26 protein-coding genes and 1 tRNA gene are annotated in these 25,316 nt (G+C 59.9%); 9 read left to right on the top strand and 18 right to left on the bottom strand.

What is annotated here, in order from left to right; genetic code table 11:
- The first annotated feature begins 4 nt into the window (after window positions 1-4).
- Window positions 5-223 carry a CcoQ/FixQ family Cbb3-type cytochrome c oxidase assembly chaperone gene (locus CKW38_RS05060; protein ID WP_095112045.1) on the top strand — a complete coding sequence of 73 codons (219 nt, stop codon included), beginning with the start codon at window positions 5-7 and terminating at the stop codon, window positions 221-223.
- A gap of 306 nt (window positions 224-529) precedes the next feature.
- Here CKW38_RS05060 and CKW38_RS05055 read toward each other — a convergent pair whose 3' ends face one another.
- Complete coding sequence (locus CKW38_RS05055) at window positions 530-1,021, bottom strand: hypothetical protein (RefSeq protein ID WP_095112044.1); 492 nt, start codon at window positions 1,019-1,021, stop codon at window positions 530-532.
- A 212-nt stretch (window positions 1,022-1,233) separates the two neighbouring features.
- On the opposite strand from CKW38_RS05055, the gene CKW38_RS05050 reads away from it, so the two are divergent.
- Window positions 1,234-1,926: an aspartate/glutamate racemase family protein gene (locus tag CKW38_RS05050; RefSeq protein WP_095112043.1), complete on the top strand. Its 693-nt coding sequence runs from the start codon at window positions 1,234-1,236 to the stop codon at window positions 1,924-1,926.
- Window position 1,927: 1 nt separating this feature from the next.
- Here CKW38_RS05050 and CKW38_RS05045 read toward each other — a convergent pair whose 3' ends face one another.
- The 14 genes from CKW38_RS05045 to CKW38_RS04980 all read right to left on the bottom strand — a co-directional run bounded on the left by CKW38_RS05045 (window position 1,928) and on the right by CKW38_RS04980 (window position 16,141).
- Window positions 1,928-2,446, bottom strand: a complete 519-nt coding sequence (locus tag CKW38_RS05045) for a GNAT family N-acetyltransferase (protein WP_095112042.1) — start codon at window positions 2,444-2,446, stop codon at window positions 1,928-1,930.
- A gap of 192 nt (window positions 2,447-2,638) precedes the next feature.
- Window positions 2,639-3,619, bottom strand: coding sequence for a LysR family transcriptional regulator (locus tag CKW38_RS05040; RefSeq protein ID WP_095112041.1), 981 nt, complete (start codon window positions 3,617-3,619; stop codon window positions 2,639-2,641).
- A gap of 156 nt (window positions 3,620-3,775) precedes the next feature.
- Window positions 3,776-4,723, bottom strand: coding sequence for a peptidylprolyl isomerase (locus CKW38_RS05035; protein ID WP_095112040.1), 948 nt, complete (start codon window positions 4,721-4,723; stop codon window positions 3,776-3,778).
- Window positions 4,720-5,190, bottom strand: coding sequence for a YbjN domain-containing protein (locus tag CKW38_RS05030; protein ID WP_095112039.1), 471 nt, complete (start codon window positions 5,188-5,190; stop codon window positions 4,720-4,722). The genes CKW38_RS05035 and CKW38_RS05030 overlap by 4 nt, the downstream gene beginning before the upstream one ends.
- A gap of 17 nt (window positions 5,191-5,207) precedes the next feature.
- On the bottom strand, window positions 5,208-5,837 hold the full coding sequence (locus CKW38_RS05025) for a DNA repair protein (protein WP_095112038.1): 630 nt from the start codon (window positions 5,835-5,837) through the stop codon (window positions 5,208-5,210).
- Window positions 5,838-5,854: 17 nt separating this feature from the next.
- The gene (locus CKW38_RS05020; RefSeq protein ID WP_095112037.1) at window positions 5,855-7,552 is read right to left on the bottom strand and encodes a putative porin; all 1,698 of its coding nucleotides are present in this window, start codon (window positions 7,550-7,552) and stop codon (window positions 5,855-5,857) included.
- Between the two features lie 40 nt (window positions 7,553-7,592).
- Complete coding sequence (locus CKW38_RS05015) at window positions 7,593-8,297, bottom strand: energy transducer TonB (protein ID WP_007915486.1); 705 nt, start codon at window positions 8,295-8,297, stop codon at window positions 7,593-7,595.
- A gap of 3 nt (window positions 8,298-8,300) precedes the next feature.
- Window positions 8,301-8,726 (bottom strand): biopolymer transporter ExbD, encoded by a 426-nt coding sequence (locus CKW38_RS05010; protein WP_007915482.1) that lies wholly within the window; start codon window positions 8,724-8,726, stop codon window positions 8,301-8,303.
- 11 nt (window positions 8,727-8,737) lie between these two features.
- Window positions 8,738-10,534, bottom strand: coding sequence for a DUF2341 domain-containing protein (locus tag CKW38_RS05005; RefSeq protein WP_095112036.1), 1,797 nt, complete (start codon window positions 10,532-10,534; stop codon window positions 8,738-8,740).
- 14 nt (window positions 10,535-10,548) lie between these two features.
- A complete protein-coding gene (locus tag CKW38_RS05000; RefSeq protein WP_095112035.1) occupies window positions 10,549-12,147 on the bottom strand; it encodes a ShlB/FhaC/HecB family hemolysin secretion/activation protein in 1,599 nt (532 codons plus the stop codon).
- Window positions 12,148-12,203: 56 nt separating this feature from the next.
- Window positions 12,204-12,815 carry a transposase gene (locus CKW38_RS30585; protein WP_007915478.1) on the bottom strand — a complete coding sequence of 204 codons (612 nt, stop codon included), beginning with the start codon at window positions 12,813-12,815 and terminating at the stop codon, window positions 12,204-12,206.
- A 281-nt stretch (window positions 12,816-13,096) separates the two neighbouring features.
- The gene (locus CKW38_RS04990) at window positions 13,097-14,305 is read right to left on the bottom strand and encodes a DSD1 family PLP-dependent enzyme (protein ID WP_176472298.1); all 1,209 of its coding nucleotides are present in this window, start codon (window positions 14,303-14,305) and stop codon (window positions 13,097-13,099) included.
- A gap of 74 nt (window positions 14,306-14,379) precedes the next feature.
- Window positions 14,380-15,708, bottom strand: coding sequence for a D-arabinono-1,4-lactone oxidase (locus CKW38_RS04985; RefSeq protein ID WP_176472297.1), 1,329 nt, complete (start codon window positions 15,706-15,708; stop codon window positions 14,380-14,382).
- Window positions 15,709-15,784: 76 nt separating this feature from the next.
- A complete protein-coding gene (locus CKW38_RS04980) occupies window positions 15,785-16,141 on the bottom strand; it encodes a cytochrome c5 family protein (RefSeq protein ID WP_095112032.1) in 357 nt (118 codons plus the stop codon).
- A gap of 332 nt (window positions 16,142-16,473) precedes the next feature.
- Between CKW38_RS04980 and CKW38_RS04975 the strand changes: the two genes are divergently transcribed.
- From CKW38_RS04975 to CKW38_RS04960, 4 genes are all read left to right on the top strand, one after another.
- Entirely contained in the window at window positions 16,474-18,099 is a 1,626-nt protein-coding gene (locus CKW38_RS04975; RefSeq protein WP_095112031.1) for an NADP-dependent glyceraldehyde-3-phosphate dehydrogenase, read from the top strand.
- 129 nt (window positions 18,100-18,228) lie between these two features.
- Window positions 18,229-18,579 (top strand): DUF3302 domain-containing protein, encoded by a 351-nt coding sequence (locus CKW38_RS04970; protein WP_095112030.1) that lies wholly within the window; start codon window positions 18,229-18,231, stop codon window positions 18,577-18,579.
- A gap of 5 nt (window positions 18,580-18,584) precedes the next feature.
- Window positions 18,585-19,544 (top strand): HlyD family secretion protein, encoded by a 960-nt coding sequence (locus CKW38_RS04965; protein WP_007915455.1) that lies wholly within the window; start codon window positions 18,585-18,587, stop codon window positions 19,542-19,544.
- Between the two features lie 61 nt (window positions 19,545-19,605).
- Window positions 19,606-20,646, top strand: coding sequence for an FUSC family protein (locus CKW38_RS04960; protein WP_176472285.1), 1,041 nt, complete (start codon window positions 19,606-19,608; stop codon window positions 20,644-20,646).
- Window positions 20,647-20,649: 3 nt separating this feature from the next.
- Here CKW38_RS04960 and CKW38_RS04955 read toward each other — a convergent pair whose 3' ends face one another.
- On the bottom strand, window positions 20,650-21,543 hold the full coding sequence (locus CKW38_RS04955) for a DMT family transporter (RefSeq protein ID WP_095112029.1): 894 nt from the start codon (window positions 21,541-21,543) through the stop codon (window positions 20,650-20,652).
- A 137-nt stretch (window positions 21,544-21,680) separates the two neighbouring features.
- Here CKW38_RS04955 and CKW38_RS04950 point away from each other — a divergent pair, with 137 nt between their 5' ends.
- Both CKW38_RS04950 and CKW38_RS04945 read left to right on the top strand, forming a co-directional pair.
- On the top strand, window positions 21,681-22,118 hold the full coding sequence (locus CKW38_RS04950; RefSeq protein WP_007915449.1) for an Lrp/AsnC family transcriptional regulator: 438 nt from the start codon (window positions 21,681-21,683) through the stop codon (window positions 22,116-22,118).
- Window positions 22,119-22,176: 58 nt separating this feature from the next.
- Window positions 22,177-22,506 carry a YceK/YidQ family lipoprotein gene (locus CKW38_RS04945; RefSeq protein ID WP_007915447.1) on the top strand — a complete coding sequence of 110 codons (330 nt, stop codon included), beginning with the start codon at window positions 22,177-22,179 and terminating at the stop codon, window positions 22,504-22,506.
- 43 nt (window positions 22,507-22,549) lie between these two features.
- On the opposite strand, the gene CKW38_RS04940 is transcribed toward CKW38_RS04945, so the two are convergent.
- Both CKW38_RS04940 and CKW38_RS04935 read right to left on the bottom strand, forming a co-directional pair.
- The gene (locus CKW38_RS04940) at window positions 22,550-23,905 is read right to left on the bottom strand and encodes a hypothetical protein (protein WP_095112028.1); all 1,356 of its coding nucleotides are present in this window, start codon (window positions 23,903-23,905) and stop codon (window positions 22,550-22,552) included.
- Window positions 23,906-24,308: 403 nt separating this feature from the next.
- Complete coding sequence (locus tag CKW38_RS04935; protein ID WP_007915443.1) at window positions 24,309-24,980, bottom strand: Bax inhibitor-1/YccA family protein; 672 nt, start codon at window positions 24,978-24,980, stop codon at window positions 24,309-24,311.
- A 122-nt stretch (window positions 24,981-25,102) separates the two neighbouring features.
- Between CKW38_RS04935 and CKW38_RS04930 the strand changes: the two genes are divergently transcribed.
- Window positions 25,103-25,190, top strand: a tRNA-Ser gene (locus CKW38_RS04930).
- Window positions 25,191-25,316: the final 126 nt, after the last annotated feature.

Here is a 25,316-nt window from a genome sequence, read left to right as displayed (position 1 = left end):
CGTGATGGAGATTTTCTTTGATGCGTTGGGCGTGGTGTTTCTGTGGCTGGCGGTGGAGTACTGCTTGCGGCGGGAGACAGCGGACAGTCTGGATGAGGCGAGCATGGTGCCGTTTGCCGATGATCCGGAGGTGGCTCGGCGGGTGGAGCTGGCTACCGGAAAAACCGTGAAAGCGGTGGCGCCGGAGGTGGCGAAGCCGGGGTGGGTCAATCTGGAGATGTGAGGTGTGTCAGGTGGGCTGCCCTCACCCTAGCCCTCTCCCAGAGGGAGAGGGAACTGACCGAGTTGTTTGTTCGGGTTACGCCGACCTGAAATATCTCGGGTGAATGCAATCTCAAAAACAATGAAGATCGGCTCCCTTTCCCCCTCGCCCCCCTGGGGGAGAGGGAACTGACCGAGTTGTTTGTTCGGGTTACGTCGACCTGAAATATCTCGGGTGAATGCAATCTCAAAAACAATGAAGATCGGCTCCCTTTCCCCCTCGCCCCCTTGGGGGAGAGGGCTGGGGTGAGGGGGTAAGCTCTTGATCTTAACCGCGATCGCGAGGAATCAGACTCTGCAACTGCTGGGCAAGGAAATTGGCGTCGAAGGCAAACGTATCCGGATCCTTCAAACCATTGGTCTTGCGCCACTGCCACTCACCATTCGCCAATCCCACCAGCGAAATGCTGCCATAACGCGCCGCCGTCAGCCCCATCACCGCAAGCGAGATCTGTCCCGCGCTGCCCATCACATCCGGCACAAACTCCACCGGTTTACCGGCAATCACAATGCTCAGCTTCTCTGTCTTGAAGGTCGAGGTCTCCACCGGTGTGCTCGGCCCGAACGCGACATACGCCTCACGACTCACCTCCAGCAGATTCGGCGCCTGCACCGGTTCCAGCCATTGCTGAATATCACCGAACAACGCGGTAATCCGTGTAGCCCAAGCCGCCGATTGCGTCTCGAACAGTTGCTTCTTGTGCGCTTCGCTCTCGGCGTAATGACGAAGCATCTCGCCCAGTTGTTGTACGTCGTCCATAGCGGTGTTCCTCGGAAAGGACCTGCAAAGGTCGATAGTGGCAGATACCAGCCCCGGCGTACGTTTAACCTGCACCCGCCCCGATAAAGCACCATGACACTTGCGTGAAAGATCAGCGGTACAGTCACTTGCTGCTGGCATCGAAGCATGAAGAAAAGGAAACTCCGGGCAGACCTGAACGCTCGACACTGTCATTTGCCTGAGGACATCCAATGCGCACCATCGGCCTGATTGGCGGCATGAGCTGGGAATCCAGCGCCGAATACTATCGACTCATCAATCAGCAAGTCCGTGATCGTCTCGGTCCTTTGCGCTCGGCACAATTGCTGATGTACAGCGTCGATTTCGGCCCTGTCGAACAGGCCCAGCACGCCGGGCGCTGGGACGATGCGGCAGCGATTCTGGTCGATGCTGCGCGCAGGCTCGAAGCCGGCGGCGCCGAATGCGTGGTGCTGTGTACCAACACCATGCACAAGGTTGCCGAGCAGATTCAGGCGGCGATCAGCATTCCGTTTTTGCACATTGCCGAACCGGCCGCACAGGCGGCTCTGAACATAGATGCACGCACGGTCGGATTGCTCGGCACCGCATTCACCATGGAACAGGATTTCCTCAAGCAACGCCTGGTCGCCAAGGGTTTGACCGTGTTAGTGCCGGACGAAACAGAGCGCAAGGATGTACACCGGATCATCTACGACGAACTCTGCGTCGGCGTGATCAGCGATCAGTCGCGGCAAATCTATCAGCGGGTGATCGAATCCCTCACCGCGCGCGGCGCTCAGGCAATTATCCTCGGCTGCACCGAAATCGGCATGTTGGTCAAACCCGAACACAGCGCCCTGCCCCTGCTAGACACCACCGAACTGCATGCACAGTCGGCGGTGGCGTTCGCGCTAGGCGACTGAGTCAGGTTTTCGGGCGATTGCGCAGGCGGGCCATGCTCAGGGTGTCGACCCATTGCCCGTCGCGCACCGCGTAATCGCGAAACAGGCCTTCGGTCTCGAACCCGAATTTGCGGTAGAGCGCGATGGCGGCCTCGTTGTCGGCGTAAACCGAGAGTTCAACGCGGTGCAGGTTCATCCAGTTGTCGGCCACATCCAGCGCCGCCGCCAGCAACTTCGAACCGACGCCTTTGCCCTGCCACGCCACAGCGACTGCCATACCGACGCTGCCGGCATGACTGCGACGAATCCGCGAATAGTTTTCCAGCCCCAGATGGCCGATGACCTGACCCTGATGCAGCGCGACCAGCTTCAACACCCGCTCATTCTCCGCCAGCAGCCTTTGGCGCCAGACGTCGACGGACTGAAACGGCATCTGCAACACCTGCCGGGTGACGGCCCGCTCGTTGTAAAGCGCCGTGACAGCCTCGATGTGTGACTCGCTGAAGCGTTCAATATGAATGGCGGTGTTGTGATCGGGCATGGCGGATCCTTCCTGGATCGATGTGTGGCTGATCACTCTAAACCGCCAAACACGACATCTGCCATAAGTAAATACTTGTAGGAGTGAGCCTGCTCGCGATAGCGGTGTGTCAGTCAATATTGATCAATCTGACACACCGCTATCGCGAGCAGGCTCACTCCTACAGGGGAATGCGGGCACAGGAGGATTGCGTCAGGGCTGAAACCATTCCCGGCGTTCGTTGAAGGTGTGGTGAATGAGGTCCGTGAGGGTCAGCACTTCGGCCACATTCTGTGACTCGGCGTTGACCGCCAGCCACGCCTGCAATTGCATGGGTTCTTCAAACAACCCCGGCAGTGCGATCAGCCCCCGATCAAAGCGGCTCATGTACGCTGGCAATAAACCGATGCACGCGCTGCATCGAATCATCTCCAGCATCAATTCATACGACTGCATCTGCACAACCCCGGCCAACCTCTGCTCGACCAAGTCATTCCACGGCCGGAAACTGTCGATCTGCCGGTCGTGTTGCCATTGCACCAGCATGAAGTCGGCCAGGTCGTCGGGGGTGTCCGGGCGCGCGGTGACGCGGGAGTAGCGTTTGGCGATGTGTGGCAGGTAGTCGAGACGTGCCAGCGCTTGCGGTTCGCTGGTGGCGAAGGTCGGGCCCGGGTGTGGGGTTTCGCCGTGGGAGAGCCAGAGGACGACGTCGGCGCTGACGGCACGCAGCGACAATTCGCTGTCCAGCGCGATGATTTCCAAGCGTACGCTGGCATTGCGCCGCAGCAGTGCGATGAGGTCGCGGCCGAGGATGTCGTGGAGGATCGATTCGGCGACGGCGAGGCGGATCAGTGGCTGTTCGATCACCGGCAGTTTGCGTTCGTTGGCCAGCGCTATCAGTTTGGCCTGCAGTTGCTGGCCTTCACGGGTGAGGCTCAGTGCGCTGCCCTGGAAGCTGAACAGCGTGTGTTGCACTTCTTGTTCGAGCTGGGCCAGTTGTTTACGCAGCAAGGTCGAGCGCACGTTGAGGCTGCGCGCGGCTTGCATGAAGCAACCGCAGCGGGCGCTGACCAGGAAGTATTGGGCGACGTCAGCGTCGATGGTCGCGGCGTGGGCGAGCCACGGTTCGCTGTGGTCGTGTGGCCAGTGGTAATCGGTGGTGCCCGGTCGTCCTGCGGGTTCGGTGAATGACATCGATGACTCCCTGTCGATCTTTGTATTTGTCTTACGCAGTTCCCTGTAGGAGTGAGCCTGCTCGCGATAGCGTCCGGTCAGTTGACATTGACTAACCTGCCCCACCGCTATCGCGAGCAGGCTCACTCCTACAGAGGGTTTGTGGTGTAGGTGAAATCAGTGTTTTTCCTCTAGGACTTTGTTGAGCTCGGCACCGTCGATGCTGAGCGTCGCGGTATTGAGCATGCCGTCGAGGTACGCTTGGGCAATCTGTTCCTGCCGCTGCGCACGCAAGGCCTGGGTCAGTTGATCGCGCAGTTCGTCGAGGGTCGCCAGCCGCGCCGGTTGTTGCTCGGTGAGCTTGATCACATGGAACCCGGCGGCACTTTGGACGGGATCAGAGATGGCGCCAACCTTGAGCCGCGCCACGGCGCCTCGCACTTCCGGCACCAATTGCTGCAACGGTTGCAGGCCACTATCGCCGCCGCGTTCAGCGGTGACGCGATCCTGCGAATATTGAGTCGCCAGTGCAGCAAATTCTGCCGGTGTCGCCTGCGCTTTCTTGCTCAGTTCAAGCGCCTGCTTACGCACCGCTTCAAGATTCTGCGGATCATTGACGCCGAGGAAAATCTGACTGACCCGATACAACGCTGGGGTCTGCCAGCTTGCCTTGCCCGCGTCATAAGCCTGCTGCAATTCCGCTGCACTCGGATAATCCGCCGGCACTTGACTGACCGAACGCAAGTAATCGCGGAACACAATCTGCTCAGTCGCCGCACGGGTCTGCCGCGCAACCTCCGGGCGCTGCGCCCAACCCTGCGCATCAGCCTGTTCCAGCACCGCTTTCTCGGCCAGCCGCGTGCGAATCCAGCGTTCCAGTGCCTCACGATTGCCGCGCAGTTGCTCGCGGGTTTCCGCTGGCACCGTCGCCAGCAACGTTTGAAGTTCCGCAGGGGTTACTTGCTGATTGCCCAAGCGCGCCACCGCCGGCCCCGTTGCAACCGTCGCCAGCGGTGACGATTGCTGGGCGGCGACCGGGTCACTGCCCGGCCGCACCACCAGCGCCACGGTCACCACCAATAGCGCCACTGCCGCAGCGCTGATCACCATGGCAGGCTTTTTCACAGCGCGACTTCCTCTTGCTCAGCGACGGCGACTTTGGCGGTCTGCGCGCTGCCGTTCTGGGTGAAGTCACGCAGATAAACAATAAACTCTTGCAGCAGGCGATCCCACAATTCCAGGTTGCCACGCAGGTGATCATTGCTCACGCCCGCCGCCACCACCACGTCCATTTCCATCACCAGAAACTCGCCCTGCAACGACAACCGCGCAAACCGGCGGCTCGCGTTCCACTGCTCGGCCACACCGTGTGGCAACTCACCCTGCACGCGCAGCGCACAGCTGAACGTGAAGTCGACGTAACTGCCCTGCTCCACCGCAGGGTTGCCGAAACGCACGGCATAGCCAATGCCCTGACTGGCGCTGAGCAACTGGACGATGCCGTTCTGTTCAGTCTGGTTGACGCGATAACCGGCGGCTTGCAGGACGTCGGTCAGGGATTGTGGGGAAACATGGCTGATCAATTGAGTCATTACTTCTTCCTTGTTTATCAGTGCGAGAGCGCGGCTTGCGGCGCGTCGAATTGAGTCTTGTAGAGCTCGTCACCGAACCCCTGCGCCAGTTCATCGAACTTGACCCGGGCGCTGCCCGCGAAGGGCTGGCGGATCTTCATCACCTCGGCCACGTCGATGTTTTCGTAGGCAGTGAGGATCTGTTTGGCGACGCCGTACATCTGCTGATTCTTGACTGAACATTGCTGCACTTGTGTGTCACGTTCAGCCAATTGCGCTTGAAGCTTAGACCGTTCTGCTTCTTTGGCACGGGCCATGACCAGCAACTCGTCGTAGGCCTTTTTGAACTTGCCGGTCTGCTCGGCGCTGGCTGCCACTTGTGCCTGCGCCTGGCTGTGCAGGCTCTGTTGCTGCCCGGCGAGTTGCTCGGCGACGCCTTTGGCCTTGGCCAGCTCAGCGCTCAATTGCTTGATTTGCGCCTGCGCAGCCTTGGCTTCGTTTTGCGCCGCCAGTTGCGCGGCGCTGGCCTGGGCCTGCTGACTTTGCAGGGCCTGCAACTGTTGCGTGGTGCTGCGCAATTGCGTGCGCAGGCGTTCTTCCATGCCTTCGGCATGCGCTCCAGTGGCGATCAAAAGCCCGAGCCCGAGCCACACAAATCGCGTTTTCATAACCCTCTCCCGGCGCCTTAGAAGCGCGTGTTGATCTCAAGCTGCAAGACGTCGATGTCGAACGGCGCGCCGTACACCGCTTCGGTGCTCATCCAGCGACCGGTCGCGTATACGTTCTTCGCCAGACCGTAGTTGCCGCCGATGAAATAGCCCTTGGCGTTGGTGCCGCCAAGGTGGAATGACGAGTCGTTGAAGCCATCAGGCAAGGCATCCGGTTGGATGTATTTGTAGCCAGCGAACATGTTCCAGTCGCCCTGCTTTTTCAGGTCCAGCGCGCTGCCGAGGGTGAACTGCACCATCCACGCATTGGCGCCGCTTTCGATGTCGCCGTTGCTGTCGAGGTTGTTGACGATCTGCCCGGCCGAACGCTTGCGCATGTCGCCTTCGTCGTACGCGAGGTTGTGGATGTAGTTGCCCTGGCTGCGCAGTTTGAAGTCTTCTGGCAGGTCGGCGTCCCACACTACGTTCAAGTCCAGCAGATTGAATTCGGAAGCGAGGCCAACGAATTGCGGCTGCGGCGTGGTGGTCGGGTTGAGCGGGTTCGGCGTGATGTCGCGCAGCAGGAACACGCTGTTGCCCTTCTGCATGAACGCCGCGCGGCTGCCGTCGCTGTCACAGCCCGGCGCGCCGGCCCACGGTTCGCAAGGGCTGGAACGCTGGCCTTGAATGTCGTCGAAGCGGTAGTAGGCCAGCGCGCCTTTCAAGCGGTTGTTGCTGTTGATCGCCCATTTGGCGCCGATCTGCGCGCCGTACAACCACTTGTTGTCGCTCTCTTCCTTGTCAAAGCCGTTGCTGCTGGCGGTGTCGTTGGTGTAATCCACCGGGAACGCGCCGACGGTGCCGAACACGCCCCAATCGCGATTGAGTTTGTGGTCGAAAATCGCCGCGACGCCGTCGAAGTTCAGGTCGTTGGAATAGAGCATGTCGGTGGACATGAACGGGTTGGCGAAGCGCCCGCCGGTCAGGGTCAATTCATCCGTAGGCTTCCAGTTCAGGTAGCCCTGATCGAGCCAGATGTCCTTTTTGGCGAAACCGCCGCCGAGGTTTTGTGTGGTCGATACCGGGTTGTTGTCCGAGCCGGTGCCGATACGAATGCCAGCGGTCCATTGCGGCGAAATCTCTGCTTTCATGCCCAGCCTTGCGCGGATGCGGAACTGGTTGGTGCGATCTTCGCGGGTGTTGAGCAGCGGCGGCAGATTGGTGCTGCTGTTGGGGTTCACGTCGTACGGGCCGTTGTTGTTGAGCTTGGCGAAGTCGACGATCTCGTTGCTGTTGCTGTCCGAGTAGTAGCGCGATTCGTTGCGCAAGCGAATGTCGCCGTCGAAACTGATGCGCGCAGCCCATTCCGGGAAGCTGTTGGGCGCGGCCCAGTTTTCCTGTTTGGCGGTGGCCATGACCTCGGCTTTGACCTGATCACGAATCTGGTCGCGCACCGCTGCCGGCACGTATTGCACACGGACGTCACCCGGCGCCGCCACTGGCCCGGCCGCCACGGCGGTGGATGCCGCAGCCTGTTTGGCCTGGGCCGCTTCGTTCTGCGCCTGAGCAATCAGTGCGTCGGCCTTGTCCTGCTTCAGAATGCCCTGCTCGACCAGCAAGCGGATCAGATTGATCGTGGCGTTCTCCGAGGGCGCGGGCGCTGCCACGGCCTGACCGACCAGGGTCGCAATGACCATGCCGACCGCCAGGGACAATCGATTCACGTTGGAAATCATCTGCACACAACTCCTTTTGCCAAAGCTTTAAAAGTGGGGGTCAACCTGGACGCCGCCCTTGCAGGGACAGGCGCACAGGCAAAGTGATGGAGGCCGGTGGCCGTTCGCTCAGCGCCGGCGCACCGCGCAACGCGGCCAGCACTTGCGTATCAATCTCGGGGTTACCGCTCGACTTGATCAGCTCGACGCGGGTGATCTCGCCGACGCTGCTCAGCCAGACATCGGCCTGCAACGAAAACGCGAGGTTGCGCAGCTCAGGGTTCTCACGCAGCAAACGCTGGAAGGTGAACGCCAGAAACTGGCTGTACGTGCCCGTGCCCAGACGCCCGCCACCAGTGCCAGCCATGCCGCCACCCTTGCCCGCGCCGATGTTGAAAGCGTCGTTGCCGGACTGCGCATCGCCGTCCATTTGCATCGGGTTGGCCAGATCATCCGCCGGGGATGGCGGCGCTTCTTCCTCGGGCTTGACCTCTTCTGGCTCGGGCGTTGGCTCGGGCTCGACGACTTTTTCTTCCACCGGGGTTTCCGGTTCTGGCGGTTTTTCTGGCGGCGGAGGTGGCGGTGGCGGCAACGGAATGATCGTCGGCACCTTCGGCGCTTCGCGGCGGATGCCGCTCATGTCATTGGCCCACTGCCACAGAAACCATGCGGCGAGCGCACCGATGAGCAATCCGGCGCCCCACTTCGCGTAACGCAGCGCTGGCTTTTTCACCGGCAGCGGCTCGATCGGGAGTTGTGCGGTCATGACTCAGCCCTGACTCGGTTTGCCGGTCACAAGACCGACTTGGGACAGTTCGAGCCGGCGCAACAGATCCAGCACTTCAATGACTTTTTGGTATTGCACCGTCGCGTCGCCGCGCACGATCACCGGGAAATCCGGACTCTGTGCCTTTTCGATGCGCAGGCGTTCCTCCAGCTCGGCCAACGTCACCGGATAGGCGTCGAGGAAAACCTGGCCGCCGTCGTTGACCGAAATCGCTTTGGTCTTGGCCTCGGACAGCGACACGGAGGCGCTGGCCTTGGGCAGGTTGATCTGGATCCCGGAGACCTGCGCGGTGGCGGTGAGGATGAACATCACCAGCACCACCATCAGCACGTCGACCAGCGGGGTGATGTTGATGCTGTCTACCGCGGCATCTTCGTCATCGTCGTGGGAGGCATTTACAGACGCCATGTCAGTGCTCCTCAGGCCGGTACGGAGTGGTTGGCGTGATGGCCGCGATGCGCCGACTCACTGAACTGACTCTCGCCGTGCATCTCCGCCAGCCGCGTGATGAACTCGTCGACAAACACGCGCATGTCGGCGCTGACTTCCTTGTTGCGGGTGATCAGGCGGTTGTAGCCAAACAGCGCCGGGATCGCGACGAACAGGCCCATCGCGGTGGCGAGCAATGCGGCAGCCATGCCCGGTGCGATGGCGTTGATGTTGACGTCACCGGCCATCGCCGTGCCGAGGAACACCACCATGATCCCCAGCACGGTGCCGAGCAGACCGATGTACGGGCCGCCGGCGATGGCGTTGGACAGGGTCGAGAGCTTCGAGCTGAGCTGCTGATTTTCGCGGGTACGCACGCCGTCCATCGAGCAACGGATCGCTTCGATGGTCGCAGCCGAAACCGAGGAGGTATCGGCGCCCTGTTCGCGGCGAGTGCGGATCTCTTTGACCGCCACCAGGTACAGGCGCCACAGCGATGAATGCTGCAAGCGCTGGGCGAGTTGCGCGTCGTCGGCGAACATTTCCAGACGCGTACCGACTTTGGCGAACTGCACACGGAAGTCTTCGTTGGCGGCAGTGACGCGGCTGAGGCTGCGGTTCTTGCGCAGCATGATGATCCACGACTGGAACATCATCAGTACCAGCACGGCGATGATCACCCAAGCGTCGATTGGCACGGCGTTGAGCAGGAAGCCGAGACTGCCGAAGCCGAAACCGGATTGCTCTTCATCAACACCGTAAGAGACCAGTTTCGACTCGGCGCCTTGCGAAGTGGCGTCGGCCAGCAACAGCGCTGCCGGACGTGAAACCTTCGACAGGCGCAATTCATCGATAGCGCCCACAAACGGCTGGAACGGACCTTCGTGCACGTCAGCACCGATGGCCATGACCGAGTTGAAGGCCGGCACCGCTTGAGCGAGCGTGGCCGCTTCGCGACCGTTGATGAACAGGGTCACTTTCGAGCCTTCAGCGGTCAGCGCGACGTGTTGCCATTGGCCCGGATTCAGCGCTTGTGTGGCGACAGCGCGTTGGCCATCGATTTCTACAAACGGCACACCTTGGTTGGCACCGATCAGCAAGCTGTTGGCGCCTTCACGGCGGGCGAGAATCAGTTGCTCGCCACTGGCCTGATCCAGGCGCAGCCAGGCACTGAAAGTGAACGCACTGCCGGCGTTGTGTTGCAGCGATGGGCTGGCCGGCAGCAACAACGGCTGGCCGCTGAACTGCAAGGCGCGCCCTACTACGCCGTCAATCGCCGCGCCGGTCGCGCTTTGTGCGGTGTTGCCGTAGGCGGTGGTGTCTTTCGGCGGGGTGCCGGTGGCGCCGTCGAAGTGATACAGCGCGGTGTAATTCGGATCAAACGTCAGTTGGCCGTTGCCGGTCGCCGGCGCCTTCTGATTGCCGTAATACATCCAGATGTCCTGGCGCTGACCGCCCTCGACATTCGGCACATCGACCCAGATCAGCGCCATGCCCATCAGCGCATCGAAGCTTTCGATCTGGTGGTTGAGCACGGTCTTGTCATCGGCGGCGACGAAGCGCAGGTCCGAGCCGTCCTCTTTCACGCCGTCGAAGGTGAAATTGCCAGTGTGCAGGCGCACCAGCAGCGCGGTGCGGCCGAGGGCCTGATTGATCGCCGCGCCTTGTGGCGTGGTGTCGACAGCGATCTGTTTGCGGTAATGCCAGTCGTCCTGCCACCAGGCCTGAGCCGTGGCCGGGAGCACGAAGCCCAGGCAGATCAACAACGAAAGAAAGAGGCGCTGCATGAACGTGCTCCTTGTCAGAAAGTGGCTTGAAGGTTGAAGTGCAGGCGCGATTCCTGTTTCGAGGTGTTCGGCCCTTCGAGTAGCGGATAGCCCCAGTCGAGGCTGCCGGACAGCCATTTGCTCAGGCTGGCGCGGGTGCCGAGGCCGACGCTGGCCAGGGCGTAATTGGCGTCTTGGTCCGGCAGTTCGTCGCGCAGATAAAGCTGTGCGCCTTCGGCGAAGGCATAGAAACGCCAGTCCTGCATCCACGTGCCGGCGTACTTGGCCAGCGATGGCGTGCGCACTTCCTGACTGAGCAGCAAGCCGTCATCGCCGGTACGCTCGGCGGCCAGATAGCCCCGCACCGAGGTCGCACCACCGGCGGAGAATTGTTCGTTGGAAACCAGTGGCCCGGACGCCAACTGGAAAGCGGCTTTGCTCGCGCTCTGCCAGTCGCTGTCGAAGGTCCAGGTGTAGTTGGTGTCGCCCTTGAGCACGGCAAAACTCGGTTTGGCGCGGTAGCGTTTGTAGTCGAAGTCTTCGTCGGAGCTGCCGTAGCCGAAGATGCTGCGAGTGGCGGCGACCAGGCTCAGACCGAGGCCGAGCTGGCTCTTCTCGGTGTAGCGATAGCCGTTGTAAGCGAAGGTAAAGGGTGCGTATTGCAGCGGGACTTTGTCGCTCTCACCGGACAAGGTCAGGCGTTCGTCGAAGTCCTTGAAGTCGATGCCGGCGGACAGCGAATTCGACCAGTTACCGCTGGAGGGCAGCGTGTAAATCGCCGAGACGCCATAGGAGTGGCCCTTGCCGAGCACGTTGCTGCCGCCGATGGTGGCGACGTTGCTGTCGGACTGGTAACCGGAGAACTGCACGCTCCAGCGATCGGTCAGCGGCGCGGTGTAGGAGCCGGACCAGACCTTGGCGTTATCGGTTTCCTGCGGCGCAGTGAAGAACGTCAGGTTGACGCTATGGCCGAGTTGCCAGAGGTTGTTGTAGCCGAGGCTGGTGACCGTGCGCAGTTTTTCCGTGTCGGCGCTGTAATCGTTGTTGAGGCCGACACTCGCAGTCCACGGGTTTTGATCTTCGACCTGCAAATCGACGTCCATGGTGCCGGGGCGCTGACCTTCGCGCACCAGTGGCATGACTTGCCGCCCCGGGGTTTTGTTGAGCTGCGCGAGTTCGCCCTGAACCTTGGCGAAGTCCGGCACCTCGCCTTCCTTCAGCGCCGGGACGTCGTCGCGGATGTCCAGCGGCGAATAGTGTTTGGCGCCGACCACACGCACGCGGCCGACCTTGGTTTCGCTGACTTGCAGATAGACGATGCCGTCGGCCACGGCTTGCTCGGGCAGCTCGACGAACACTGATTGATAGCCGCGTTGCTGATAGGCCTTCTGCAATGCGTCGCGCGCACCTTCGATGTCACTGAGGGCTTTTTGCGGACCGAGGAACGGGTACACCGCTTCTTCAATCGCCCGCGCATCGAGCACGGTGTTGCCGCGCACGAAGTATTCGTTGACGTCGACCAGACGCTGCGCCGCTGCGTTGTTGGCGGCCACTTCGGCCAATGCCGGCTGCGCGCCCGCCGTCACCAGCAGCCAGCCCCACAGCGCCAGCCGTGACTTGAAAATCGGTTCCACACTACCCCCTGAATTCGCGATGACCTGTTGGCGTTTCGAACGCCGCGTGTATGGCGTCAATTGCTGGCTGTCGAGGCGCAGGCGTGTTTGCCCAGCCACGTGTGCAAAAGCGCGAAGTTCAAGGAGAACTCGGGCATTTGCAGCAACGCGCCGCAGAACACTTCGCCGATGATTTTTTGAATGAGCAGCACCGCCCGGGGCTCGTTGAGCAGCGTGGCGATGTCGCGACTGAGGGCGTTGAAGCTCCAGACTTTCTGGTTCAGGCCAAGACCGACGAACCAGCGGAACAACAGGTTGTAATTGAGCTGTTCATACAGTTGCTGCTCGCTGGGCACCGAATACAGCAGTTGCAGGAGCAAGATGTGCATGACCGTTTGCGCGGGAATCAGCATGCCCGGTTCGGCATTGAGGTCGTGCAGGAGCTCGCGGTGGGCGTCGAGCAAGTCGTCGATCTGCGGGCGCAGCAACACCAGCGAATGGCCCGGCGGAATGTAGCTGGAGACCTCTTTCAAGGCGCCCTGCCAGTCATCCTGCGAGACAATCCAGACCCATGGCGCGCCGTAGCGATACACCGAAACCGGCTTCTTGCGCGCGGCTTCGACGATCTTCGACAGGCGTTGATCGAGTTCCTGCATGCCCACTTTCGAGTAGCGTTCCATAGTCCCCATTGCCTCACTCCCGGCGTCCCGCCTCGGCTTGTGAAAAGCGCCCCGTTGGGCCCCTCAAGCGCGTTACATAGGCATGACCGGACTGGCGATGTGCTACCGAACTTTTGTCATAAAAGCTTCATTACAGAATTTGGCAATGAGATAGGACATACACCGAGAACCCTGTGGGAGCTGGCTTGCCAGCGATAGCGGTCTGTCAGCGAAGTAAAGGGTTGCTGACATGACGCCATCGCTGGCAAGCCAGCTCCCACAGGGTTTTGCAGTGTTTGGGTGATTTGGGGTTAGGTGTAGACGGGCCAGGTGTCGACGATTTTGCCGTTGCGCACGGCCAGCAAATCGCCGAATTGCAGCAGTACGGACTCGGTCTGGGTCGGGCGCAGGAAGACTTGATCTTCTATCGTCAGGCCCACGGCGTTGGAGCCATTGACCATCTCTTGATTGGAGCTGCGTCCGTAGACGCTGTTGCTCTGTAAACCCTGGGGCGATTCGAACTCGGCCATCCAGTTACCGCCGTAGATGAAATAGGTCTGGCGCTGATTCTGATCCCACCACGAAAACAACTTCGACTTGCCATCCAGCGCCGGGATATTCACCGCACCGGTGCTTTTTAAAACAGGCGTGGCGATGTAGGTCGCGGGGACGTGTTCGGTGAGCGATGGCAAATCGTAGTGCGTCGGCTTGAGCATCGCCGTGCCCACCGAAACCTCGCTGCTGAGCTTCTCGTTTTCATGCATGCGATAACTCGGGCTGCCAGCGGTATTCAGGCACAAACCGTCATGCCACAACGCGGGAAAATGCTGCCGGGTGAAATCAACACAACGCTGATAATTCACCATGACCTTGGCGAACAACTCCTCCGGCGAGCCGAGAATCCCCGGCACGCCCATGCCCACGAACGGGTCGTAACCCATGAACCCGGCGAATTCCAGGTGCTGCGGATTGGCGCTGATCAGCGTGAGCATTTGCCCAAGGACATTCACATCACTGACCCCGCCCCGATGCAGACCGACGTCCAGCTCGATGTTGATACGCATCCGCGTGCCCAAACCCTTCGCCAACGCAAGGTATTGCTGCAAACGTTCGGGGCCGTCGAGCAGCCATTGCAGTTGCTTTGCGGGATCGAACGGACCTTTGTGGGTTTGGTAGAACAGCTCTGCCGAACGCACCGGCAATGGCTTGCCGAGCAGGATGTCGGACTGTGGAAATACCTGCGCATCATGATTGAGAAACGGCTGATGGAATGACATCAATTTTTGCGTCCCGGCACGTTGTGCGATGTAGCTCAACAGCCCCGGTGACGGCAGCGACTTCTCCACCAGACGCAATTGTTTGCCGCCGCGCCTGACCGACTGCATCACCACATCGATGTTGTGATCGAGCCGATCCAGGTCGATCAGCAGCACCGGGCGCATCGGGCCTTTTTCCTTTAACTCTTTGTTCAGTGCGCGGAAATAATCGCTGTACGGCGCGCCGTGGTCTCCCGGCCGCAACCACGCGCCGACGCCCACCAACAATGCGCCAAACCCCAACGTGCCAAGCAGAAAATTGCGTCGATTGACCGCCATCAGCTCACCCCCAATATCGACGCCAGATGCGCATTGAGAAAGCGCCCGCTCGGATCCAGTGCCTGGCGCACATCGACAAACTCGCGCCAGCGCGGGTATAGCGCTTGCAGGTTCTTCGCGTTGAGCGTGTTCAACTTGCCCCAGTGCGGTCGGCCGTTGTACTTCCAGAAGATCGGTTCAACCGCCGCGAAGAAGTTGTGATGATCCATCTGATAATGCTGGTGGACCGAGATCGAACAACTGTCGCGGCCCTCGAACATGCTCAGCGGAATGTCGTCAGCCTTGACGTAGCGGTACTCGATGGGAAACCAGGTGCGCAGGTCCTTGTCCTGAATCAGCTTGAGGATTTCCCGCAGGCAAGCCGGGCCGTGCTCAGCCGGCACCGAGTATTCCATTTCATTGAACCGCACGGTGCGTACGTTGGCGTAGATGTCGAACGAGTCGCCGACGCGATCATCGAAACTGGCCAGATGACGCAAATTGTTGAGCAGCGTGCGGCGCAGGTCGGGGAAGTCGCTGCCGTACTTATCGATCTTCTCGATCAGGTTAACGAACTCGTTACCGCCCTCTTCTTCCGGGCTGATCGGCGGCGTGGCCGGGTCGTCGGTTTCATTGAGGGCGATCGACAAGGCGTAGTCGGAATGGGTAACGACGAGCATTTCCCAGTGCTGGTTTTCACGGGTGTTGTTGTCGATGTCCTCCAGCAGTTCTTCAGTCTTGGCGATCCACTGGCGTTCGCGCAGGCGATAGGCCGGGCGGTTTTGCAGGCGGATTTTCGTCGCCACACCGAGGGCGCCGAGAGAAACCCGGGCGGCATTGAATACTTCGGCATGGCGTTGGCTGTCGCAGTCGAGCACTTCACCGCTGGCCGTCACCAGTTGCATGCCGCAGACGTGCGCCGAGTACGACTGGAAGTTTTTGCCGGTGCCGTGGGTTGAGGTGGAAATGGCCCCGGCGAGTGTCTGGTAATCGATGTCAGCCATGTTTTGCAGAGCCTGACCGATGTCTTTCAGCGGCTGGCCCATGCGCGACATCGGTGTGCCGGCGGCGAATTCGGCTTGCAAGGTTTTCGCGTCGTGATCGAGCAGACCGTTGAAATAGCTCAGCGACAACAGCGTGCCGTCAGTGGGCACCAGCGCGCTGAAGGAATGCGCCGAGCCGACCGGGCGAATCTTGCCTTGTGCCTGCTTGATGATGGTTGCCAACTCATCAAGATTCTTCGGCGCCAACCGAGCGGCTGGCAGGCAACTCTGCCCGCCCGACCAGTTGCGCCACGGAATCAAACGCGGCGCACGCATCAACTGGCCCAGTGCCGGGTGGCTCGCCAACGCGCTGAACGCGCCGACAATACTTGCCCGTTGCAACAACTGACGCCGTGTCAGATCCATGGTCATGCCGGGCACCTTATTGAGGGAGGGGCTGGTCGGCCATGAAGCCGATCAATTGCAGGAATTGCTCTTCCGAGCACTCGACGCACTGGCCCATCGGCGGCATGCCGTTGTAGCCGTTGATGGCGTGATCGAGCAGCGTGTCAGTGCCCTGCTGGAGGCGCGGCTCCCAGGCTTTGCGATCACCGGTGAGTGGCGCGTTGGCGGCCGGGTTGGCGTGGCAGAGCTGGCAGCTGTTGGCGTAGATTTGCGCCAGAGCCGGGTCTTTGGGGGTCGCGTTGTTGGTGGTGTTGGCCGGAGGTTTGGGGTCTTCGCCGCAGCCAGACAGCGCCATGACCAAGGCCAGCAGTAGAGAGAATCGGATTACCCGCATGACAGCCTCGCTTATTGTTGTGCTCACACATTAAGGCAGCGGCTGCAGCGGGTTGAGGGCATTGCGGGACAGTGAGGGGGGCATCCGGGGACATGACTTCTATGTAGGAGCTGCCGAAGGCTGCGATCTTTTGATCTTGATCTTAAAAATCAAAGTCAAAAGATCGCAGCCTTCGGCAGCTCCTACAGGATTTCCGATGTGGATGTCCGCTCTGCTCTGCGCCTTTGCGTGACATTCGGGTGACATTTGCGGGTTTAAATTCCGGCGCATTCAGGCGTATAACCTGTGAAGGCTTTTTGATCTGCATACGGACATCAACACGGGGTAGCGACATGACCACAGCAAACATCCTTGGCAACCTGTTCCCTTCTGTCAGCGACATCCCGGAAAAATACCGCCTCGACGCTCAGGTCGAGCAACGCGAATATCTGGTCGACGGCCAGTTGCGCCGCTGGGACGGCCCGCTCGCCACTGTGCGCAGCCCGGTCTATCTGAAAGGCGACAACGGCGACGAACAAGTCATCCTCGGCAGCACCCCGCTGCTCGATGCCGACACCGCGCTCACCGCCCTCGACGCCGCCGTACGTGCCTACGACCGTGGCCAGGGCCTGTGGCCGACAATGCGCGTGGCCGAACGTATCCAGCACGTCGAAGCCTTCCTCGGCCGCATGCGTCAGCAGCGCGATGCCGTGGTGAAGTTGCTGATGTGGGAGATCGGCAAGAACCTCAAGGACTCGGAAAAAGAGTTCGACCGCACCTGCGACTACATCGTCGACACCATCAATGCGCTCAAGGAGCTCGATCGCCGCTCCAGCCGTTTCGAGCTGGAACAGGACACCCTCGGGCAGATCCGCCGCGTGCCGCTCGGCGTCGCCCTGTGCATGGGCCCTTACAACTACCCGCTGAACGAAACCTTCACCACGCTGATCCCGGCGCTGATCATGGGCAACACCGTGGTGTTCAAACCGGCCAAGCTCGGCGTGCTGTTGATCCGTCCGTTGCTCGAAGCCTTCCGCGACAGCTTCCCCACCGGCGTGATCAACGTGATCTACGGCAGTGGCCGCGAAACCGTCAGTGCGCTGATGGCCAGCGGCAAGATCGACATCTTCGCCTTCATCGGCACCAACAAAGCCGCCAGCGATCTGAAGAAACTGCACCCGAAACCGCACCGTTTGCGCGCCGCACTAGGGCTGGATGCGAAAAACCCGGGCATCGTTCTGCCGGAAGTCGATCTCGACAACGCCGTCAGCGAAGCGGTCACCGGTTCACTTTCGTTCAACGGTCAGCGCTGCACCGCGCTGAAAATCCTCTTCGTCCACGAAGACGTGGTCGACAGCTTCATCGAAAAATTCAACGCCAAACTGGCCACGCTGAAACCGGGCATGCCATGGGACAGCGGCGTGTCGCTGACGCCGCTGCCGGAGTCGGGCAAGGTCGATTATCTACACGGTCTGGTGGCGGATGCGCGCAGCAAGGGTGCCGAAGTGGTCAACCCCAATGGCGGCGAATCGCTCGCCTCGTTCTTTTACCCGGCAGTGCTGTACCCGGTGAATCCGCAGATGCGTGTCTACCAGGAAGAGCAATTCGGCCCGGTTGTGCCGATCGTGCCGTACCGTCATCTCGATACCGTGATCGACTATGTGCTGGAGTCGGACTTCGGTCAGCAACTGAGCATATTCGGCACCAACCCGGTGGCGGTCGGTCGTCTGGTCGACACCTTTGCCAACCAGGTCGGGCGGATCAACCTCAACGCGCAATGCCAGCGCGGGCCGGACACTTACCCGTTCAACGGACGCAAGAATTCGGCGGAAGGTACGCTGTCGGTACACGATGCATTGCGGGTGTTCTCGATCCGTACGCTGGTGGCGACCAAGTTCCAGGACAGCAACAAGGACCTGATCAGCGAGATCATTCGCGGGCGTGATTCGAGCTTCCTGACCACCGATTACATCTTCTGATCACTGTCACCCGCATCATGAATAAGCAAGAAGGCGACCACATGCGGTTCTGATCCAAAGTCGCCAAGCGCCCGGCAAATCAGTGTCTACACTGATGCCAGCACTGTGCTGGATGCCGGGAGCTTGATCATGCTGGATTACTTCGCGTTAGGCGTGTTGGTGTTTGCCGGGCTCGTGCTGTTTTACGGGATCATCGTGCTGCATGACATTCCGTACGAAATTGCTGTCCACCGTAACCATCCGCATCAGGATGCAATCCATGCCACTGGCTGGGTCAGTCTGTTCACGCTGCATGCGCTCTGGCCGTTCCTGTGGATCTGGGCGATGGCCTATCGAGAAGATCGCGGCTGGGGGTTCGGTGACGGCAAATCCGTGCAAAACCATGTCGCTCGCCTGGAGCAACAGGTGATCGAACTGCAAGGACGCCTCGAGCGACTCGAAGCGGCGAATGCCACTGCTCCCCACAACCGGGAGGGCTGAACGCCATGGATCTACTGCTCATCCTGACTTACGCCGCGATCTGCGTCGCAGTGTTCAAGATCTTCCGTATCCCGCTGAACAAATGGACGGTGCCCACCGCCGTACTGGGCGGCATCCTGATGATCGGCGCCTTGATTTTCACCATGAACTACAACCATCCCTACTCCGAAGTGGCGCGCACTTACTTCGTTTCTGTGCCGGTGATTCCCATCATCAGCGGCCAAGTGATCGACGTGCCGGTGAAAGGGAACGAGCCGCTGGAAAAAGGCGACGTGCTGTTTCGCATCGACCCTACGCCGTTTCAAAACCGGGTGAAGTCGCTCAAGGCGCAACTGATCGCCGCCAAGGGTGATCGCTACCGGATCACCGAATTGATCCGGCGCAACTTCGGTACCCAGCGTGAACTGGATGCCGCGATTGCCCGCACCGACGATTTGCAAGCGCAACTCGACAACGCCCAGTTCGAGCTGGACAACACCACCGTCCGCGCGCCGAGCAAAGGCTTCGTCACCCATGTTTCGTTGCGGCCGGGGATGATGGCGAGCAAGTTGCCGTTGCGTCCCTCGATGGTGTTCATTCCCGAGGAAGGCCAATATTTTGCTGCGTGGATGCGCCAGAACAGCCTGCTGCGCCTGACCGTCGGCGATGAGGCGGAAGTCGCGTTCGACGGCATTCCCGGCAAGGTGTTCGCCGGTCGGGTGAAAAATGTCATCGGGGTGATTGCCGAAGGTCAGGTGCAACCTTCCGGCACCCTGATCGGCTATACCGGTTCGCCGCCGGCCGGGCGTGTGCCGGTGATCATCGAAATCACCGATCCCGAGTTCGCCCAGTACAGCAAGCTGATGCCGGGCGGTGCGTACGGGCAGGCCGCGTTATACAGTCAGCACTTCCACCACATTGGCACGATGCGCAAAATCCTCCTGCGTATGGCAGCATGGATGAATTACATTTTCCCGTTCCATTGACCTGAACCGCCATCACGAGAGGCCCGCACTGAGTACTTACAGCACCCATCGACTTCCGCCCTTGCTGCGCCGTGTCCTGCGTCCGTTGCTTGATCCTTATCGACGCTACCGGCACGCGCGGCTGATCCATGCGGTGCGCGTGGCCCTCGGCTTGCTGGCAACGATCCTGCTGACCACCGGCATCAACCTGCCCCACGGCGAATGGGCATCGGTGACCATGCTAGTGGTGATCGGTGGTTTGCAGCACCACGGCAACATCGGCAAGAAAGCCGCCGAGCGCGCCACCGGTACGTTAATCGGTGCCGGCGTCGGGTTGCTGCTGGTGGCGCAGCAGGCATGGCTCGGCATGCCGTGGCTGACGTATTTTGCAATGGCGGTGGTCTGCGGTTTCTTCTCCTATCACGCCATCGGCAAGGGGGGTTACACCGCCCTGCTTTCGGCGATTACCGTGTTCATCGTCGCCGGGCATGGCGACAATCCGATCACCGATGGCTTGTGGCGTGGGGTCGATATTCTGATCGGCATCGCCCTCGCTCTGGCCTTCTCTTTTGCCCTGCCGCTCTACGCGGTGTATTCGTGGCGCTACAACCTCGCCGATGCTTTGCGCGATTGCGCCACGGTGTACGGACGCATCATCAGCGGTCAACCGGTCAGCGCCGATGAGCATTTGAAACTGATGGGGCGGCTCGGCGCGGTGATGGTGCAGCTGCGCTCATTGATGCCGTCGGTGTCCAAGGAAGTGAAGGTGTCCATGACCGAACTCGATGCCATCCAGCGCAATCTGCGCATGTGCATCAGCACGCTGGAGATCCTCGGCAACATCCGCCCGGATGCCAACGATCCAGAAGCCATGGCCCACCTGCAATCCGCGCTGAAGGCCGAGCACCGGCAGATTCGCGTGCAACTGATCGGCATGGCCCGGGCGCTGAAAACCGGCGCCTCGCAACGCCTGGACAAGTCGCTCGAGTGGCCGGAAGCCAACCTCGATGCGCCGGTTTACAGCACGCTGGATGGCTACCGACTGTTGACCCGGCAACTGGCGACGAACATCGCCGAGATGCGCGAGCGCCTGGCAAAAACCGCACCGCGCTGGAACATCTGAGGGTTACTGCGCGGCCAGTCGCCGGGACTTCAAGCCCCAACCCTGTTGCATGCCGGCAGCGGCCAGCAGGATCGCTGCCACGCCAATCCATTGCAGGGTTTCCAGGCGATGGCCGAACGCGAACCAGTCGACGAAGATCGCCGCAATCGGGTAGATGAACGACAGTGCGCCGGTCAATGCGGTCGGCAATTTCTGAATCGCGCCGTACAGCAGCACATACATCAGACCGGTGTGGACGATGCCCAGCGTCACCAGACTGGCCCAGGCGCTCGGGGCTTGCGGCAGCGCACTGAAATGCGCGAACGGCGCCAACAGCAAGATCCCGGTGCAGACCTGAATCAGCGCGATCAGATGTGGCGGCGTGCCGGTCAGGCGCTTGATGATCAGCGCTGCAATCGCATACAGAAACGCCGCACCCAACGCAAACGCGATGCCCATCAGATAGTCATTGCCGCTCTCGCCCTGAGTGCCATGGGCACTGACGATCGCCAACATGCCCATGAACGAAATCGCCAGCCAGAACAACTTCTGCAAAGTGATTTTTTCGCCGAGAAACAGTGCCGCCAACCCGACCAGCATAAACGGCTGCACGTTGTACACCGCCGTGCCGATCGCAATCGAAGCGCGAGAATACGAGGCAAACAACAGCACCCAGTTACCGACAATCGCCGCCCCGCTCAGCACCGCAAGCAAGAACGTGGTGCGAGTCAGAATGCCCGGGCGCAGAAAGCCGAAAGCGGCACAGATCAACAGCAAGGTGCCGGCGCCGAACACGCAGCGCCAGAACACTACATCGAGTACCGGTTGCCCGGAGACCAGCACAAACCAGCCGATCGTCCCGGATATCAGCATGGCGGCGGTCATTTCAAATGAGCCGTGACGCAGTGTCTTGTCCATCATTGATCTCCTGTCTTTGTGGCAAAAGTATGCCAAGCGAACACGCAAACGCTCCAGAGCAAAAAGCAGGCTAAACTCGCAATCTGCCTTTTTTATCGAGGGTGGTTTCCGTCAATTGCCTAATGCTGGAGTTTTCCATGACCGACGACATTGACCAGATCCTCATCAGCGCCTTGATGGAAGATTCACGGCGCTCACTCAAAGCGCTGGCGCAGATCAGTGGATTATCGTCGCCAAGCGTGGCTGAACGCTTGCGGCGCCTGGAGGAACGCGGTGTGCTCAAGGGCTATACCGTCGAGATCGACCCGAAATGCTTTGGTTACCAATTGCAGGCCATCGTCCGGGTGCGGCCATTGCCGGGACAGTTACAGGAAGTTGAACGGCAGATTCTGTCGATTCCCGAATTCACCGAGTGCGACAAGGTGACGGGCGAGGACTGCTTTATCGCGCGCCTGCATGTGCGCTCGATGGAACAACTGGATACCCTGCTCGACCGCCTCAATACCTTGGCCGAAACCAACACCGCGATCGTCAAGAAGACGCCGGTGAAGCGGCGTTTGCCACCGATGGCCTGAGTGCTTTTTCCGCATGTTCGGCGTAGATTGAGGTTTTTCCGGCGAAGGATTGGCGGTAATGAGATTTCAGGCAATGGTGTTGGCAGCGTTGACGCTTGCCGGTTGCGGGACCGTACAGACCGTGGTGCGCAGTGACCAGGCTGCGGTGGACAGCCTCAAGGAGCAGAAAAGTTATTGCGGGGCGGTGCCAAGGATTTACAGCGGCCTCGCCTACGACTTTTGCAGCCTGCATGCGCCTCTGGGCAAGGGCGTTGATGCCGACGATTACAAAAACGCCGCGATTCCCGTGGTGTTGATCGATGCCGTGGTGTCCGGGGCACTCGACACGCTGTTGCTGCCCTACACCGTCTACAAACAGCAGACTGATGGCAGCATCGTGATCAACTGAAAAAAGCCTGCGCACGCCGAAACGTGCGCAGGCTTTTCGCTTCTTACTCCAGCAGTTGCTGCAGGCTCGGGTCACGAATGACTTTCTGCAATGGCTGCGGCGTGGCGTTGTTGGTGGACTTGAGCATTTTCAATTTCATGTCCGACGCTTTGCTGCACGCATTCTTGCCGTCAGCATAGATGCCGCTCATGTCGCATTTCCACTCGAAGTAATTCACCAGACCGCCGGACAACTGCAGGCTGTAGTCAGTGCTTTGAGTGCCCGGCGTGAAAGCATGGCCGGCCGGAATGTTCTGGAACCACTTCATCCATTCAGGCGAACCCGGCTGCGGCGCATTGGCCTGGAACGTTGGATTCATGATCGCCACTTGCGGCGTTTCCGCGGTCGCATGGCAGCTTAGGCAGGAACTGTTGGGGTTGTCCACCGGACCATTGAGGCGACCGTTCCAGCCCAGATGGGTGGGCGGCAACTCTTGGGTCTTGGCGTTGATCGCAGTCTGTTGCAATGCGGGGTTGATCTTGGTTTGCGTCGGTTGCGGGTTGGTGAAGTCGTTGCCGATTTCTTCCGGATCGTTACCCCACATGATCCCTACCGGGACAAGGTTGTCCCAGCCCGGCTTGCCGGTTTTCGCGCCGTTGTACTGAAAGGTGCCGAAGATCCAGCCAGTGGCGCTCATGCGCTGATCGCGCACGGCGATGTCCATCTGAATCAATGCGACATCCTTGACCTTGCGATTGGCCGACGTGAACGTTTCGGTGACGTAGCCCTTCCACAACACCGGGTTCACCAGGAACGGCACGGTGCTGCGATCGATATCGGCGAACAGGGCTTTGCAGACTACGGTGCCGTCGGGGAAGCTGTTGGGTGCCGATGTGTATTTCGGATCAGGGTTGTTCGGGTCTTTCCAGACCTCTCCGATGGTATAGGCACCGATGTCGTTATAGATGCCCACCGCGTAAGTCTGGCCGGTGGCGGTCTGCGTGGGAGCGAGTTGCTTGACCTGGATCTGCGCCTCTTTGGTCAGGCCGTGAATCCCTTCGCGTCCCAGCGGGCCGTAGTGCTGCCACGGCATGTGATACCACTGACGTTTTTTATTGTTCTGCACGTACCAATCAGCCTCGACGTTGCCTTCGAGGCAATAGGTTTTGACTTCCTCCATGTACGCACGCCAAGTCTCAAAATTGTTATCTGGCTTGGTCGGTAGATTCTTGAAAAAACCGGGTAACGGTACTTTCGGCGCTGTGGCCGGGTAATTCTGGCTCAACTCAAACAGTGGGCCAGAGTATTGGCTGGAAGGTGGTTGATAGCCGAAGTCAGGATAGACGCCGGCGAGGGTTGACGCGCTGAACAGCGCGGTGGTGACGGCCAGTACAGCCAGTTTTCCTTGGGGCTGGTTCATCGATGATCTCCTTGATTGGGACAACGCCTGCAATGGCAGGGCCTCCATTATTTTTCTGGTATCAGGGTCCCGGTCGTTCGCCGGGATACGGTCACGGTGCATGGAGTTTGGCGTGGTTCACCTCCCGATTTTCACTGGACGAACGAATACAGTCGCTCTCGACCGAAAGGCCTAGCGATCAACAGCAAGGGAAGTGAATGCGAGGGACGCAGGAATTACACGAGGGGGGCTGGTTACCGACTCCTGTCGATCAGGCTACTGCTCTTCCTTGGTATTTAGGTGTAGGTGATTTCCAAAAAGACGCCACTATTTTCAGATCATTTTGTAGGTAAAAGGCCACTACGCTTTTCGACGAGCAACAAAAAACCCGCCGAAGCGGGTTTTTCGTTGAAACGACTAACGATCAGTCGTCGCGGCTCATGATGCCGAAGATCTGCAACAAGCTGATGAACAGGTTGTAGATCGATACATACAGGCTGATGGTCGCCATGATGTAGTTGCGCTCACCGCCGTGGATGATGGCGCTGGTCTGGAACAGGATGCACACGGACGAGAACAGCACGAAACCTGCGCTGATCGCCAGTTGCAGGCCGCTGACCTGGAAGAAGAAGCTTGCCAGCGTTGCACCCAGCAACACGAAGAAACCAGCGGTGATGAAGCCACCGAGGAAGCTCATGTCCTTACGGGTGATCAGCACGTAGGCCGACAGACCACCGAACACCAGTGCGGTCATCGCGAACGCCGAGCTGACCACTTCAGCGCCGCCCTGCATGCCCAGGTAACGGTTGAGGATCGGGCCGAGCAGGAAACCCATGAAACCGGTCAGCGCAAAAGCGGACACCAGGCCCCACGCGGAATCACGCAGCTTGTTGGTGAGGAAAAACAGCCCGTAGAAGCCGATCAGCACCACGAAAATGTTCGGGTAGCCAACGCGCATCTGCTGGGCAACGAAAGCCATGACGCCGCTGAATGCGAGGGTCAGAGCCAGTAGGCCATAAGTGTTGCGCAGGACGCGGCTAACCTCTAGCTGCTCAGCCTGCACGCTGTTATTAACTGCGTAATCCTGTTCGCGCATGGCGACACTCCTGTTGGTTTGAAACGTTCAGTCGCAAAGATCATAACAGACGCTCTGTAACAAGCCATGCAGAGAGTTTGACAGTGTGTTTCATTCAGGTATTATGGCGCCCGCAACGCAACGGAGGTGTGGCCGAGTGGTTTAAGGCAACGGTCTTGAAAACCGTCGACTGTAACAGGTCCATGAGTTCGAATCCCATCGCCTCCGCCATATTCTGTACCGACAAAGCCCTGATTATTCAGGGCTTTGTCGTTTCTGGGGTTTGAGATTTCCAGATTTCTTCGCTGGTTGGCGGCCACCCACTAAAAAGGTCAGCCAAGGCTTGCCACCGGAATA

The organism is Pseudomonas sp. Irchel 3H7 (genome assembly GCF_900187605.1).
GTDB lineage: Bacteria > Pseudomonadota > Gammaproteobacteria > Pseudomonadales > Pseudomonadaceae > Aquipseudomonas.
The sequence above is the reverse complement of the archived record's forward strand: the minus strand, read 5'-3'. Positions and strand labels throughout refer to the sequence as shown.